The 15,674-nt window shown below is 50.9% G+C and carries 10 protein-coding genes; 7 read left to right on the top strand and 3 right to left on the bottom strand.

Annotated elements, in window-relative coordinates:
- The first annotated feature begins 22 nt into the window (after positions 1-22).
- Positions 23-2,869 (top strand): two-component system sensor histidine kinase RcsC, encoded by a 2,847-nt coding sequence (gene rcsC, locus HV346_RS15585; protein ID WP_181620189.1) that lies wholly within the window; start codon positions 23-25, stop codon positions 2,867-2,869.
- Between the two features lie 47 nt (positions 2,870-2,916).
- Here the strand turns inward: rcsC and rcsB are convergent, their stop codons facing one another.
- Complete coding sequence (rcsB, locus tag HV346_RS15580) at positions 2,917-3,567, bottom strand: response regulator transcription factor RcsB (protein ID WP_003859405.1); 651 nt, start codon at positions 3,565-3,567, stop codon at positions 2,917-2,919.
- Positions 3,568-3,583: 16 nt separating this feature from the next.
- Positions 3,584-6,253, bottom strand: a complete 2,670-nt coding sequence (gene rcsD / locus HV346_RS15575; protein WP_181620188.1) for a phosphotransferase RcsD — start codon at positions 6,251-6,253, stop codon at positions 3,584-3,586.
- Between the two features lie 744 nt (positions 6,254-6,997).
- Between rcsD and HV346_RS15570 the strand changes: the two genes are divergently transcribed.
- The 6 genes from HV346_RS15570 to mgtE all read left to right on the top strand — a co-directional run bounded on the left by HV346_RS15570 (position 6,998) and on the right by mgtE (position 14,380).
- Positions 6,998-8,119 (top strand): porin OmpC, encoded by a 1,122-nt coding sequence (locus HV346_RS15570; RefSeq protein ID WP_181620187.1) that lies wholly within the window; start codon positions 6,998-7,000, stop codon positions 8,117-8,119.
- Between the two features lie 116 nt (positions 8,120-8,235).
- Positions 8,236-9,285, top strand: coding sequence for an FAD:protein FMN transferase ApbE (apbE, locus tag HV346_RS15565; RefSeq protein WP_181620186.1), 1,050 nt, complete (start codon positions 8,236-8,238; stop codon positions 9,283-9,285).
- Between the two features lie 78 nt (positions 9,286-9,363).
- Entirely contained in the window at positions 9,364-10,428 is a 1,065-nt protein-coding gene (ada, locus tag HV346_RS15560) for a bifunctional DNA-binding transcriptional regulator/O6-methylguanine-DNA methyltransferase Ada (RefSeq protein ID WP_181623809.1), read from the top strand.
- The gene (gene alkB / locus HV346_RS15555) at positions 10,428-11,078 is read left to right on the top strand and encodes a DNA oxidative demethylase AlkB (RefSeq protein WP_181620185.1); all 651 of its coding nucleotides are present in this window, start codon (positions 10,428-10,430) and stop codon (positions 11,076-11,078) included. The genes ada and alkB overlap by 1 nt, the downstream gene beginning before the upstream one ends.
- 75 nt (positions 11,079-11,153) lie before the next feature.
- Positions 11,154-12,797: a multidrug ABC transporter permease/ATP-binding protein gene (locus tag HV346_RS15550; RefSeq protein ID WP_181620184.1), complete on the top strand. Its 1,644-nt coding sequence runs from the start codon at positions 11,154-11,156 to the stop codon at positions 12,795-12,797.
- Positions 12,798-12,943: 146 nt separating this feature from the next.
- The gene (mgtE, locus tag HV346_RS15545) at positions 12,944-14,380 is read left to right on the top strand and encodes a magnesium transporter (protein ID WP_181620183.1); all 1,437 of its coding nucleotides are present in this window, start codon (positions 12,944-12,946) and stop codon (positions 14,378-14,380) included.
- Here the strand turns inward: mgtE and HV346_RS15540 are convergent.
- The gene (locus tag HV346_RS15540) at positions 14,343-15,644 is read right to left on the bottom strand and encodes a SulP family inorganic anion transporter (RefSeq protein ID WP_181623808.1); all 1,302 of its coding nucleotides are present in this window, start codon (positions 15,642-15,644) and stop codon (positions 14,343-14,345) included. The two genes, mgtE and HV346_RS15540, sit on opposite strands and share 38 nt — an antisense overlap.
- Positions 15,645-15,674: the final 30 nt, after the last annotated feature.

Below are 15,674 nucleotides of genomic sequence, written 5' to 3'. Positions count from 1 at the left end.
CCAATGGCGGAGCCTCGCCCCCTTGAAATACCTCGTCTCCTTTCGTACCACGCTCAAAGTTTCTCGCTATCTGTTTCGGGCGCTGGCGCTATTGCTTTGGCTTCTGGTGGTGCTGTTTTCGGTGTTTTACATCGTTAACGCGTTGCATCAAAAAGAATCGGAGATTCGTCAGGAGTTTAACTTAAGCTCCGATCAGGCTCAGCGTTATATTCAGCGCACGTCCGATGTCATGAAGGAGTTGAAGTACATTGCTGAAAATCGACTGACGGCAGAAAACGGAGTGCTGGCGCTGCGAGGGCGCAATGAAAAAACAGAGGTTCCTGATTTTCAGCCATTGTTCCCGGATTCTGATTGTTCGGCAATGGGGAGTACCTGGCGAGGATCTCTGGAGTCTCTGGCATGGTTTATGCGCTACTGGCGCGATAATTTCTCCGCAGCCTACGATCTCAACCGGGTTTTCCTGATTGGGAGCGATAACCTGTGTATGGCTGATTTTGGCCTGCGCGATATTCCTGTCGAGCGAGACGATGCACTGAAAAGTCTGCATGAACGTATCGTAAAATACCGGGATGCCCCACAAGACGAGCGCGGGAACAATCTCTTCTGGATAAGCCAGGGGCCACGTATGGGGGTTGGGTATTTCTACGCATTGACACCCGTTTATCTGGCTAATCGCCTGCAAGCACTCTTGGGAATTGAACAGACTATCCGTATGGAGAATTTCTTCACGCCGGGAAGTTTACCAATGGGCGTGACTATCCTTGATGAAAATGGCCACACGCTGATTTCGCTCACCGGGCCGGAAAACCGGTTAAAAGTCGATCCTCGCTGGATGCAGGAGCGCTCCTGGTTTGGCTATACCTCCGGTTTTCATGAGCTGGTACTGAAGAAGAATTTACCGCCATCTTCGCTCAGCATCGTCTACTCTGTCCCGGTAGATATGGTGCTTGAGCGGATTCGAATTCTTATTCTGAATGCAATATTGCTGAACGTTCTGGTGGGTGTGGCGCTGTTTACGCTGGCGCGTATGTATGAGCGTAAGATCTTTATTCCGGCAGAAAGCGATGCGCAGAGACTGGAAGAGCACGAACAGTTTAACCGCAAAATTGTCGCTTCTGCGCCTGTCGGGATCTGTATTTTACGGACGCAGGATGGCACGAATATCCTGAGCAACGAGTTGGCGCATAACTACCTGAACATGCTGACGCATGAAGACCGACAGCGATTAACGCAAATTATCTGCGGTCAGCAGGTGAATTTTGTCGATGTGTTGACCAGCACGCATACCAACCTGCAAATCAGTTTTGTGCACTCGCGCTATCGTAATGAAAATGTGGCGATTTGCGTTCTTGTCGATGTCTCGGCCCGTGTGAAAATGGAAGAGTCACTACAGGAGATGGCGCAGGCGGCGGAACAAGCCAGCCAGTCGAAATCGATGTTCCTCGCAACCGTCAGTCACGAACTGCGAACGCCACTGTACGGCATTATCGGCAACCTCGATTTACTGCAAACAAAAGAACTGCCGAAAGGTGTCGAGCGTCTGGTCACAGCGATGAACAACTCGTCCAGCCTGCTGCTGAAAATCATCAGTGACATTCTCGATTTTTCCAAAATTGAGTCTGAACAGCTAAAAATTGAACCACGTGAGTTCTCGCCACGCGAAGTGATGAACCACATCAGCGCCAACTATTTGCCGCTGGTGGTGCGTAAGCAGCTCGGGCTTTACTGTTTTATCGAACCTGACGTGCCGTTGACCTTGCAGGGAGATCCGATGCGTTTGCAGCAGGTCATCTCCAACCTGCTCAGCAATGCCATTAAATTTACCGATATTGGCTGCATTGTTTTGCATGTCTGCCGGGCAGGAGATTATCTGAGCATTCGCGTGCGTGATACCGGCGTAGGTATCCCGGCGAAGGAAGTTGTGCGTCTGTTTGATCCCTTCTTCCAGGTGGGAACGGGTGTGCAGCGTAATTTCCAGGGGACAGGGCTGGGGCTGGCGATCTGTGAAAAGCTGATTAGCATGATGGACGGTGACATCTCTGTAGATACTGAGCCCGGCATGGGAAGCCAGTTCACCATTCGTATTCCGCTCTATTCAGCACAATATCCGGCAAAATCAACGGTAGAGGGGTTAAGCGGAAAACGCTGCTGGCTGGCGGTTCATAATGCCTCGTTGCAGGATTTCCTGACATCTCTGCTGACTCGCATCGGCATGCAGGTTGCTCGTTATGACGGACAAATGCCCGATGCTGAAGATATGCTGATCACCGATGATACGCTGGAACAGCCGTGGCCAGGAAAAGGAGTAGTGACCTTCTGTCGTCGTCATATTGGTATTCCGCTTGAACGCGTGCCGGGTGAATGGGTACATAGTGTGGCGACACCGCATGAATTAGTTGGGTTGTTGGTGCGCATTTATCGTGTGCAACCGGATGACAGCGAGGGCGCGATAGCCCTACCTTCACCGGATTCTCTGGTCCCGGTTAACGACGATATGATGATTCTGGTGGTGGATGATCACCCTATTAACCGTCGCCTGCTGGCTGATCAGCTCGGGTCGCTGGGATACCAGTGCAAGACGGCAAATGACGGTATTGATGCCCTTAATGTGCTGAGTAAAAACCCTATTGATATTGTGCTCAGTGATGTGAACATGCCGAATATGGATGGTTACCGTTTAACGCAGCGCATCCGTGAACTGGGTCTGACGTTGCCGGTCATTGGTGTGACCGCTAATGCGCTGGCTGAAGAGAAGCAGCGCTGTCTGGAGTCAGGCATGGACAGTTGCCTTTCAAAACCGGTCACGCTGGATGTACTGGAACAAACCTTGTCGCTCTACGCAGAACGAGTGAGGAAAACAAGGACATAAAAAAAGCCCGGTCGCATAACGCCACCGGGCTTTTTTATCTGTAAGACTTAATCTTTATCCGTTGCACTCAGCGTTACGGAAGAGAGGTAGTTCAGCAGGGCAATATCGTTGTCCACACCCAGTTTCATCATGGCTGATTTTTTCTGGCTGCTGATAGTCTTAATGCTACGATTCAGTTTCTTGGCGATTTCAGTCACCAGGAAACCTTCGGCGAACAGGCGAAGAACTTCGCTCTCTTTTGGTGATAAGCGTTTGTCGCCATAGCCGCCAGCACTGATTTTCTCCAGCAGACGGGAAACACTCTCTGGGGTAAATTTCTTACCTTTTTGCAGTGCTGCCAGCGCTTTTGGCAGGTCCGTTGGTGCACCCTGTTTCAGGACGATCCCTTCGATATCCAGATCAAGCACGGCACTTAAGATCGCTGGATTGTTATTCATGGTAAGAACAATGATCGAGATGTCCGGGAAATGGCGTTTGATGTATTTGATCAGCGTGATCCCATCACCGTATTTGTCGCCAGGCATGGAGAGATCGGTGATAAGCACATGTGCATCAAGTTTCGGCAGGTTATTGATCAGTGCTGTAGAGTCTTCAAATTCACCGACTACATTCACCCACTCGATCTGTTCAAGTGATTTGCGAATACCGAACAGTACAATCGGGTGGTCATCGGCAATAATTACGTTCATATTGTTCATGTATTAGGCTACCTTGCTACAGCAAGCTTTTGACATAGGTGTCAATGTCGCTGATGTATTTTTCAATGCCAGAGGCATCTTTCTCTCGAATTAGATGTTCCAGCGTTTCACATAACTGCTTGCCGGGAACCAGATTAAGCATGGCAAACACCCCTTTAAGCCGGTGTGCTGTCTGTGCCAGCGCCGCAAAATCGCTCGCGGCGGACTCAGTATACAACCGCTTAACATCATCTGGTACTGTATCAACAAAGAGTGAATAGTAGCCGCTGGCATGGAGTGCGGCGTTTTCATCGCCTCCCAGTGGGGACTCCAGGATCTCTTCCTGCGCCAGCTGTTCTTCTATTAGTTGTAGTACAGCTTCCTGCATCGCATTGCTCATATTAAAGTTGACGCGCATCTGGCCAGGGCCGATTTTCCGCACGCCTGACTCATCATCGCTTAAAAGCAAGCCGGAGGCAGTAAGATTAGACGGATTATCCGTTAAAAACAGATCAAATTCTTGACTCGTTAGCCTTTCATCCGGGGTGATGCAGGTTGCCCCCCAGTTTTCTAGCTGGCGAACCACGATGTTTCGGATTTCATTTGAGGTCACATCTACCATCACGACCACTTCATCCAGTAAGCGCTCTTCGTTTTGCTCTTGCGGATTGGCCGCCATTTTAACGTGCAAAGAATAACGGGTTCCAAGTGACTCACGCGCCTTGATATTCAGATGGCCGCCAATTTTTCGTGCCAGCTGATCGCAGAGCCAAAATGTTAGTGCATTGGCTTTGCCATAATGATCGCTCTGTGTGTCATTCAGGAACGGAAAGTGCAGATTATCAACTTCGCTTGGCGTTACGCCTTCACCAGTATCCAGAATGCGGAATGTCAGGCGATCGTCAGCAGACTCGTCAGTACTGACGTCGAGGGTGATCTTGCCGATCTGCGTAGTGGTGACGGAATACTGGATCAGCATTAGCAAGATTCGGCGCAGTGCATCACGATCGCCGTGGCGTTTGTCATTAGCAGAAAGCGGATTGTTGATCAGCAGTTGTAATCCTTTACGCTTGATGACAGGAAGGACTTCAGGAACGACTTCGTCGATCAAATCCTGGATCGAAAAGAGCGTAGAGCTGCTTTTCCAGCTGTCATTTTCCAGCATATTGGCAAGCTGAATGTCATCGACTAAACGAACCAGTGAGTCTGCCTGGCTGGCTAATGACAGGCTTTCTGGCGTATCGAGGCTGGCTGCATGGCTGGCAAGCGCCTTTAATGGTTCTTTGAACGCATCGCCAATATTCTGCATAAATGCCGCACGACCCTGTTGGTTTTTCTCGTAGAGTCTTTGGGCTTGTTTCAGCTTCTTATTCACCAGAACTTCGCGGTCCTGGTCGCGAATAATAAAAATTTGCGTGCGAGAAGCGACCTGACTGCGGAACTGTCGGATCTCGTACAGTTCATTATTAATGGTGGCCTGAATAACACCCTGGTGTTGGTCCGCCATGGTCGTGATGTTTTGCAAGTTCAGATGGGGTAAGAGATGATCGGCAATCTTGTTACTCATCACCGTGCGATTGGCTTCCTGATCGTGAACCAGTACACCAAGCGGCAGAACAGAGACAATTTCTTCATTTAGAGCGCGCAGAATGCGTAATTCATTGCTGACTCCAGGTGCTGAAGGTGTTTCATTCTGACGCCCCGGCTGAAAGCGGAAGGTGCTATAACCAAACAGCGCGAGCGCCAGCAGGCCGATATTCAGCAGCAGTGGCAGAAGGATATTTTGCAAGGTATCCAGCAGCAATGTGCCAAAAGGAACTTGCCACACCAGTCGCATACCGGTCGAGTTTAGCGATGAAGAAATCTCTATCTTCGAGCCATTAAAAGAGATTGAGACACTCTCCGGGCCTTCCTTATCTGGAGGAGTACGCATGTTTTGCGCGCTGTTGTCGGGATCCATACGGAAACTGTCCAGCGGCATATCGGGTGGAATCAGGTCATTGATAGGTAAATCAAAGGCCACCACGGTTGCAAGATGCCCTGGCTGGTTAAATGTGGTGCGCAGCGTAAAGTAATGGCCATTTTGCCAGGCGAGTTGACGCAATGAAGAGAAGCTTTCTCGCTCATCCAGTGCATTTGCCTGCTGCAACATTTCTGCCCTGCGGGAATCGACAATGCTTCCGACTGTCGTTTCCTTAAAGCCGGAAGAGAGGTCTTTAAGCGGCAAGGTCGAAATCAGGATCATGCTATTGTCCTGGCCATTCAGATAATACATCGACCAGGGAACCGTTTCAGCGCCCCAAAGGGTGTCGAGGTAGGATGAGATCCGCTGTGTCATCTCTAAGGTCGCGCTGTCGTGCGAACCAAAAATAAGCGCTTCTGTTTTACGCTGCGGTTTTTCAAGGTAATAGACGTCCTGTTTCAGGCGCGTCTCCTGTAATCCTTCCCCGGATGAAGTGGCTGGTGCTGCGGCAATGTTGTCGTAAATCTGCCAGGTTGCGTAGCGCCAGGTATCAATACGCTTATGCACAGCATGGCTGATATCCACTATCTGATAACTTTTGTCTTTCAGCCAGGCATTGACCGCACTCTGGACCATCACTCCCATCGTTACTAACAACACAATGATCAAAAGAAGAAAGAAACGAGTGATGCTCCCAGGCAGAAGCGAGAATTTACTCGAAACGGTAGTTTCAGACTGACTCATTGATATGTTTAACCCGTGATGGCCATGCTTTAAGGGGATACGGCAGTATAAAGGGTAATAACTGAATTTCCAGCGTCGCAATCTGAGAACAGGGGACTTTTTCTGTTCGGATTATCAAACAAAGACAAAGGAAAAACATGTACAAAAAGAAGGTATGTGTACAAATAAGCTGCGATGATTGTCAAAAAATAGCACGAATTAACAAGAAATTAAGTTTTGTGACAATATCGATTATGTGGAGATAGTTGCGGGATGATTTAGTTAATAGTTGTTATGATTTCTTCTCGGTAGCACAATTAAATAATAGTTACGTAAAGAATAGTAAAAAAAAACCGAATGCATGGCATTCGGTTGAATTAGGGATAAACAGACATTCAAAACTGAATGACGGTAATAAATAAAGTTAATGATGATAGCGTGGGTTATTTTAGTGATAACGACGGGTTTTGTTTTGTCATTCAGTGCTGTAACGATTTTTAATGTAACTTATTGATTTATAATGGGTGATATTTTCGTTTGATTATAAGTGCTATATTTTTAAGCTCTTTGTGCTTTGTAAAAGTTCCCGTTATTTTACAAAATGAAACATCTTGATCGGAAAATGAAACATCTTCAAAGTTTTCGTATCATATTCCCGTTGGATTATTCTGTAATTTTGAGGAAAATGAAGTTGCCGACTGGTTAAGAGGGTTAATCAGTAAGCAGTGGCAATAATAAGGCATATAACAACAGAGGGTTAAAATAATGAAAGTTAAAGTACTGTCCCTCCTGGTACCAGCACTGCTGGTAGCAGGCGCAGCAAATGCGGCTGAAATTTACAACAAAGACGGCAACAAATTAGATCTCTACGGCAAAGTAGATGGTCTGCACTATTTCTCCGATGACAAAGGTAACGACGGCGACCAGACTTACATGCGTCTTGGCTTCAAGGGTGAAACTCAGGTCAACGACCAACTGACCGGTTACGGCCAGTGGGAATATCAGGTTCAGGGCAACACCACTGAATCAGATAACCAGTCCTGGACGCGTGTTGCGTTTGCGGGCCTGAAATTTGCGGAAGCCGGTTCCTTTGATTACGGTCGTAACTACGGCGTGATCTACGACGTAACCTCATGGACCGATGTTCTGCCGGAATTCGGCGGTGACACCTATGGTGCAGATAACTTCCTGCAATCCCGTGCTAATGGCGTAGCAACTTACCGTAACCAGGACTTCTTTGGTCTGGTGGATGGTCTGGATTTTGCCCTGCAGTATCAGGGTAAAAACGGCAGCGTAAGCGGTGAAAACGATACGGGTCGTAGCACCCTGAAACAGAACGGCGACGGTTACGGCGCGTCTGTAACCTATAACCTGGGCGCTGGCTTCAGCCTGGGTGGCGCAATGTCCTCTTCTAAACGTACTGCTGATCAGAACGACACCACTAACCTGGCTCTGAAAGGCGATGGCGATCACGCTGAAGTGTACACCGGTGGCCTGAAATATGACGCAAACAACGTCTATCTGGCTGCACAATACTCTCAGACCTATAACGCAACCCGTTTTGGCGATTCCCAGACAAGCCGCAGTGATGCGATCTACGGTTTTGCTAATAAAGCGCAGAACTTTGAAGTGGTTGCTCAGTACCAGTTCGACTTTGGCCTGCGTCCATCCGTGGCGTACCTGCAGTCTAAAGGCAAAGACATCGAAGGTTACGGCGATCAGGATCTGCTGAAATATGTTGATGTAGGTGCGACTTACTACTTCAACAAAAACATGTCTACCTACGTGGACTACAAAATCAACCTGCTGGATGACAACACCTTCACCAAACAGGCTGGTATCGGTACTGATGACATCGTAGCACTGGGTCTGGTTTACCAGTTCTAATCCCGTTTCAGTATTACAGAGGGGCCATTAGGCCCCTTTTTTCTTGCATTTTATAGGGTCTTACAATTGGCCCGTTTTGGTGTACTCTTGCCGCCCTGGCATGAGGATAATAACGAATGGACATGATTTTTTTACGCGCCAGCTTTCTGGCTACCCTTTTTTTTCTGACAGCATGCGACTCTTCTACGCCTCCCGCAAAAACGGACGCGCCAGCGGCGACAGTTCTGGAAGGCAAGACAATGGGGACGTTTTGGCGTGTCAGCGCCATTAATCTTAGCGATGATCGGGCAAATGAGTTGCGTGGCAAAATTCAGTCACAGCTGGATGCCGACGATCAACTGCTTTCAACCTATAAAAACGATTCTGCGCTGATGCGCTTTAACCTGTCCAAAAGCACCTCCCTCTGGCCGGTGAGTGAAGCGATGGCCGATATCGTGACCGAAGCGATGCGCGTGGGCTATAAAACCAATGGTGCGATGGATGTTACCGTTGGGCCGCTGGTCAATTTGTGGGGATTTGGTCCCAACAAACAGCCCATCAAGACACCTACACAGGCGCAAATTGATGACGCCCGCGCAGTGATCGGGTTACAGCACCTGACGGTGATGAATCAATATGGGCAACAATATCTCCAAAAAGACATCCCTGATTTGTTCGTCGATCTCTCAACCGTAGGAGAGGGGTATGCGGCTGATCATCTTGCTGCATTGATGGCCCAGGAAGGCATTTCGCGTTATCTGGTGTCCGTGGGGGGCGCACTCGTAAGCCGGGGTCTGAATGCGAGTGATAAGCCGTGGAGAGTGGCGATTCAAAAGCCGACTGACCAGCAAAATACGGTTCAGGCGATTGTGGATATTAATGGCCACGGAATCAGCACATCCGGGAGCTACCGTAACTATTACGAGCTCGATGGCAAGCGCATTTCCCATGTAATCGATCCGAAAACGGGCCGCCCTATTACGCATAATCTGGTCTCGGTGACGGTGATCGCCCCGACAGCTCTGGAAGCGGATGCCTGGGATACCGGGTTGATGGTGCTTGGTCCGGACAAGGCAAAAGAAGTGGTTCGTCAGGAAGGGCTGGCGGTCTACATGATCACCAAAGAGGGAGACAGCTTTAAAACCTGGGCTTCGCCGCAGTTTAAAAGCTTCCTGGTGAGCGAATAAAATTAAAAAGCAAGGTTGCGGGTTTTTGTTCAGTGGCATTCAGGCAAGGTGTGAGTATGCTTGTAAAAGGAGCTGATGATGAAGAACCCAACCTTTAATTCCGATGAGGATCGCTGGCAGGCAGTTCAGACCCGCGATCCGAGTGCAGACGGTCAGTTTGTTTTTGCCGTGAAGACGACCGGTATTTTTTGCCGTCCATCTTGTCGTGCTCGCCATGCCCTGCGTAAAAATGTCTGCTTTTATTCTGATGCCCGGCAAGCCGTACAGGCTGGATTTCGCCCCTGTAAACGCTGTGTGCCTGACAAGATTGACCCGCAAGAACGCAAACTGGCGATAGTGGCAAAAGCATGCCATCTACTGGAGCAGGAAAAGACGCTGACGCTGGAGGCATTAGCCCGGCAGGTCGCCATGAGCCCGTTTCATTTCCATCGTCTGTTTAAATCCGTAACGGGAATGACCCCAAAGGCCTGGCAGCAGGCGGCTCGGGAGCAACGTCTGCGCGCGGCGCTGGCTCAGGGCGAGAAAGTCACGGATGCCGTTTTGGCCGCAGGGTTTCCAGATAGCAGCAGTTATTACCGTCAGGCAGATGGGGCTCTGGGCATGACGGCGAAGCAGTATCGTAAAGGAGGGCGCGATGTGCCAGTTCGTTATGCCATCAGCGATTGCAACCTGGGTCGATGTTTGGTGGCGGAGAGCGAGCGAGGCATCTGCGCAATATTGCTAGGGGACGATGACTCGCTGTTATCAGACGAACTGTTATCCTTGTTCCCGCAGGCAGAGCGCGAACCTCTGGACGGTGCATTTGCCCGACGCGTCCGGCAGGTGATGACCAGCCTCGACGATAATGCGACGCCGCTGACCTTACCGCTCGATATTCGTGGTACAGCTTTTCAGCAGCGGGTCTGGCAGGCGCTACGCAGTATTCCCAGTGGTGAAACGGCAAGTTATCTTCAGGTGGCGCAAGCGATCGGCAACCCCGGTGCTGTCCGGGCCGTTGCAGGTGCTTGTGCTGCCAATAAACTGGCCATTGTGATCCCATGTCACCGCGTTGTGCGAAGCGACGGTGCACTGTCAGGCTATCGTTGGGGGACGGCGCGTAAGGCGCTGCTGCTGAAACGCGAGGCGAAAAACCCGGAGGGATAATGCTCGATCTTTTTGCCGATGCGGAACCCTGGCAGGAACCGCTCGCCCCAGGGGCCGTAATCCTGCGCCGCTTCGCCTTGTCGCGTGCGGCGGTGCTTTTCGACGGCATCAACGCGATAGAGGCGGTTTCACCGTTTCGCCATATGATCACCCCTGGTGGCTACACCATGTCGGTTGCGATGACCAATTGTGGAACACTTGGATGGAGCACTGATGAACACGGGTATCTGTATTCACGCTACGACCCTGTGACCGGAAAACCCTGGCCGCCGATGCCTTCGGTATTTGAGAGGCTATGTCACGATGCTGCCGCTGCGGCGGGTTATTCGGGTTTTCATCCTGATGCTTGCCTCATTAATCGCTATGCTGTAGGCGCAAAACTCTCCCTGCATCAGGACAAAGATGAACCAGACCTGCGTGCACCGATTGTTTCTGTCTCGCTTGGGCTGCCTGCCATCTTTCAGTTTGGGGGAGCACGGCGCAGCGATCCGCTTAAACGCCTGATGCTTGAACACGGAGATGTCGTGGTGTGGGGCGGAGAATCACGGCTGTTTTACCACGGTATTCAACCCCTCAAACCCGGCTTTCACTCGCAGTCGGGGGCATTTCGCTTTAATCTGACCTTCAGACAGGCTACGTATAGCGAATAAAAATAAGAATTATTCTTGATGTGAGCGTAAGGCAGTTTACACTGCTGGCTGTTTTTATTGCCCGGATTGCTCAGTATGCAACTACTTCTCCTTGTCTGGCGTCAGTACCGCTGGCCCTTTATTGCCGTTATGGCGCTCAGCCTTGCCAGTGCCGCGTTGGGTATTGGTCTTATCGCCTTTATCAATGTGCGCCTGATTGAGATGGTTGATACCTCTTTGTCCGTCTTGCCAGAGTTTCTGGGGCTGCTGCTGCTGTTAATGGCCGTGACGCTGGGATCACAGCTGGCATTAACTGTGCTCGGACACCATTTCGTCTATCGCCTGCGTAGCGAGTTTATCAAACGTATTCTGGATACACAGGTAGAGCGTGTTGAGCAGCTTGGGAGTGCTTCTCTGCTGGCAGGGTTAACCAGCGATGTTAGGGCGATAACCATTGCCTTCGTGCGTTTGCCCGAGCTGGTCCAGGGGATCATTTTAACCTTTGGGTCGGCGGCGTACCTGGCCTGGCTCTCCACCAAAATGTTGGCGGTGACGGCGCTGTGGATTGTGATCACCATCTGGGGCGGTTATATGCTGGTGGCACGGGTGTACAAACATATGGCGGTGCTGCGTGAAACCGAAGATAAACTCTACAACGATTATCAGACGGTGCTGGAAGGCCGTAAAGAGCTAACGCTGAACCGCGAACGTGCTGAACATATCTTTAACCATCTTTATATCCCGGATGCGCGGGAATACCGTCACCACATTATTCGTGCCGATACGTTCCACCTGAGTGCGGTGAACTGGTCCAATATTATGATGCTGGGCGCGATTGGTCTGGTGTTCTGGATGGCTAACAGCCTGGGCTGGGCAGATACGAACGTGGCGGCGACGTATTCGCTGACGCTGCTGTTTTTACGCACCCCGCTGTTATCTGCCGTGGGCGCGTTGCCGACCTTGCTGAGTGCACAGGTGGCTTTCAATAAACTCAAAAAATTCGACCTTGCACCGTTTAAAGCAGAATTCCCTCGTCCACAGGCGTTCCCGGACTGGCAAACACTGGAGCTGCGCAATGTGATGTTCCACTACCAGGATAATGCGTTCTCGGTCGGACCGGTTAACCTGACGATTAACCGTGGTGAGTTGTTGTTCCTGATTGGGGGCAACGGTAGTGGGAAGTCAACGCTGGCTATGTTGTTGACTGGGTTATATCAGCCGCAATCGGGTGAAATTCTGCTCGATGGTCAAGCCGTTAGCGTGGAGAAACCGGAAGATTATCGCAAGCTCTTCTCAGCGGTATTCACTGACGTCTGGCTGTTTGATCAACTACTGGGACCTGAAGGACACCAGGCCAATGCTGCCCTGGTCGAGAAATGGCTGGCGCATCTGCAAATGGCCCATAAGCTTGAGTTACACGATGGCAAGATCCTGAATCTCAAACTCTCTAAAGGGCAGAAAAAGCGCGTGGCATTGCTTCTGGCGCTTGCCGAAGAGCGTGACATTATCTTGCTGGATGAGTGGGCTGCCGATCAGGACCCGCATTTCCGTCGTGAGTTTTATCAGGTATTGCTGCCGTTGATGCAGGAGATGGGCAAAACTGTTTTTGCTATCAGCCATGACGACCACTACTTCATTCATGCCGATCGCCTGCTCGAAATGCGTAATGGGCAGCTCAGCGAGCTGACGGGTGAAGAGCGCGATGCTGCGTCGCGTGATGCGGTGGCGCGAACGGCCTGATGATTCTCTCCGACCCTCTCCTACAGGGAGAGGGTGCTATATCTCGCTATTCGCCTTTTTTTTGCCCATTCCTTTGGCATGTTTATTCTTATTTACATATCCCCGCGCTATGCTTAGTTCCATCTCATTTCATGGATATATGATTGATGTCGGTAATAAACAAAAACAGCGCAAGGTTGCGCGATCAGGAGCGTGCCCGACTTATCTGGCTGCTCACGACCGATAAAGCGGTTACCTCCGCGTTGTTGGGCAAATTGACCCTGGCTGAGCAATATGATGTCGGGACGCTGTCCGACGATATTGCTGAGGTTGGTGCGCTGGTTGCCCATTTACCCCCTCCTGATTTAGCCGATACGCTCGAAGCACTCCCTTCAGAAGAGCGTCACGCCCTGTGGCGCCTGGTGCAGGATCATGAACGGGGCCAGGTCCTGCTGGAAGCCTCAGAAAACGTCTGGGACGATCTCATTGATGAGATGAGCGACCGCGACATTCTCGATGCACTACAAACGCTGGATATTGATGAGCAGATCTACCTTGTTCAGCATTTACCGCGAAATCTGACGGGACGCTTGCTCGCATCGCTTCCCGCAGATGAACGTGCGCGCGTGCGCCAGGTGATGAACTATGAGAAAAACAGTGTCGGCGCGATCATGGAGTTTGGCGTCATCATGGTTCGCCCGGATGTGACGCTTGGTACGGTGCAGCGCTACCTGCGTCGTCTGGGTAGCATGCCGGATAACACCGATAAGCTGTTTGTCACCTCGCGGGATAAAACCCTGCTCGGCGAGCTGGAACTGAAAACCATCCTGCTGAACAGTACCCAGCGGCTGGTGAGTGAGGTGATGGAAACAGAGCCCATGGTTTTCTCCCCGGAAGATGATGCGGAAAAGGCAGCCCGAACCTTCGAACGTGACGACCTGGTGAGTGCGGCGGTGGTTGATTCCGTAGGAAAGCTGATGGGGCGTTTGACCATCGATGAGATCGTTGATGTAGTTTACGAGGAAACCGATAACGATTTGCGTGCCCTGGGCGGGTTAAGCGCAGAAGATGACGTACATGCTTCTGTCGGTAAAGCTGTGAAAACGCGCTGGGCATGGCTTGCCATTAATCTGTGTACGGCATTTATTGCATCGCGCGTCATTGACGGATTTGAACACACCATTTCACAACTGGTGGCGCTGGCGTCTCTGATGCCTATTGTTGCGGGGATTGGTGGGAATACCGGTAATCAGACCATCACCATGATCGTCCGTGCACTGGCTCTGGAAAATATCCAGCCCGGTAACTTTACCTTCCTGATCTTCAGAGAGATGGGCGTTGCGCTGATTAATGGTCTGGTGTGGGGCGGTATTATGGGCGGCATTACCTGGTGGCTTTACGACGATATGGCGTTAGGCGGGGTGATGATGCTGGCGATGGTGCTGAACCTGCTGGTGGCTGCCATGATGGGGGTGATTATTCCCCTGACGATGACCAAACTGGGGCGCGACCCCGCAGTGGGGTCGAGCGTGATGATTACCGCGATTACCGATACCGGTGGGTTCTTTATTTTCCTTGGTCTGGCAACGATTTTTCTTTTATAGCCAGGACGTTACGCTTAAGGCGTGCGGGAAGGATAACCATGACAATAATCCCACCCAGCACGCCAATGGCCAGATTTCCGGTAGAAACGGTTGCTGCAACAGTGACCAGCATGACGAGCGTTTCGGCCACGGGCGCACCTTTCATTTTGGCAGGTTGAAGGCTATGCCAGTTGAAGGTTTTGAAAGCCACAATGGCCATGATTCCGGCCAGAACGGCCATCGGAATTTTTGCCATCACATCACTGAGTGATGTCACCAGTATCAGCAGGACGATGCCTGCGGCAATCGTTGAAATACGACTCCGGCCTTTCCCCATCTCAACGTTGACAATGGTTTGTCCAATCATTGCACAACCCGCAATTCCACCGTAAAAACCAGACAGAATATTCCCGACACCCAGCCCGGTACTTTCGCGGCGTTTGCCTGATGGTGTGGCCGTCAGCTCATCCACCAGTTTTGCTGTCAGCAAAGACTCCAGTAAACCGACAAAGGCAATACTGAGAGCGCAGGGCCAGATAATACCGAGCGTCTCCAGATTCAGTGGTACAAGCAACGGGGTCAGACCTGGCAGACCACCGCTCATTGAACCTTCATCGCCCACGGTTGGCAGCGTTTGGCCGCTTAACACGGTAAATAGCGTGAGTGCAACAATAGCGATCAGAGGGGAAGGGATGTTTTTTATATAACGCGGGATCCACAGCACAATCAGCAGTGTCAGCATGAACAGGCCCACAATCAGCGGGCTGTTACTCCAGAAATGGGGAACCTGTGCAATGAAAATCAATATGCCCAGTGCGTTAACAAAGCCAGTCATTACCGACTGAGGAATAAATCGCATTAACCGCGCCATACCCAGTATGCCGAACAGGATTTGGATAGCTCCAGCCAGTAACACGGCAGGCAAAATGTACTGCACACCATGCTGATGAACCATAGGACCTATCACCAGCGCGACAGAACCCGCAGCTGCAGTCACCATTGCCGGACGGCCACCAAGCACAGAAAGCACCAGGCAAAGTACCACCGAGGCAATCAGGCTTACTTTAGGGTCAACGCCCGCCACCACGGAAAATGAGATCACTTCAGGAATCAGTGCCAGGGCGGTAATCACCCCGGCCAGCGTTTCACGCATCATGAGTGTGGGAGAGCGCAGCACGATGGCAACGCGGCCTTCGTTGGAGGCTGGAGTAGAAGAGTGTGGTAATGACATAACAATTCGCAGGTTAGGGCAGGCTTCCGTGCGCGCGATCACAAAGTGCAGCATAGTAGCCAGAAAACGGCTGTTTTGCCAGCC

It is taken from the genome of Enterobacter sp. RHBSTW-00994 (assembly GCF_013782625.1).
Classification (GTDB): domain Bacteria; phylum Pseudomonadota; class Gammaproteobacteria; order Enterobacterales; family Enterobacteriaceae; genus Enterobacter.
The sequence above is the reverse complement of the archived record's forward strand: the minus strand, read 5'-3'. Positions and strand labels throughout refer to the sequence as shown.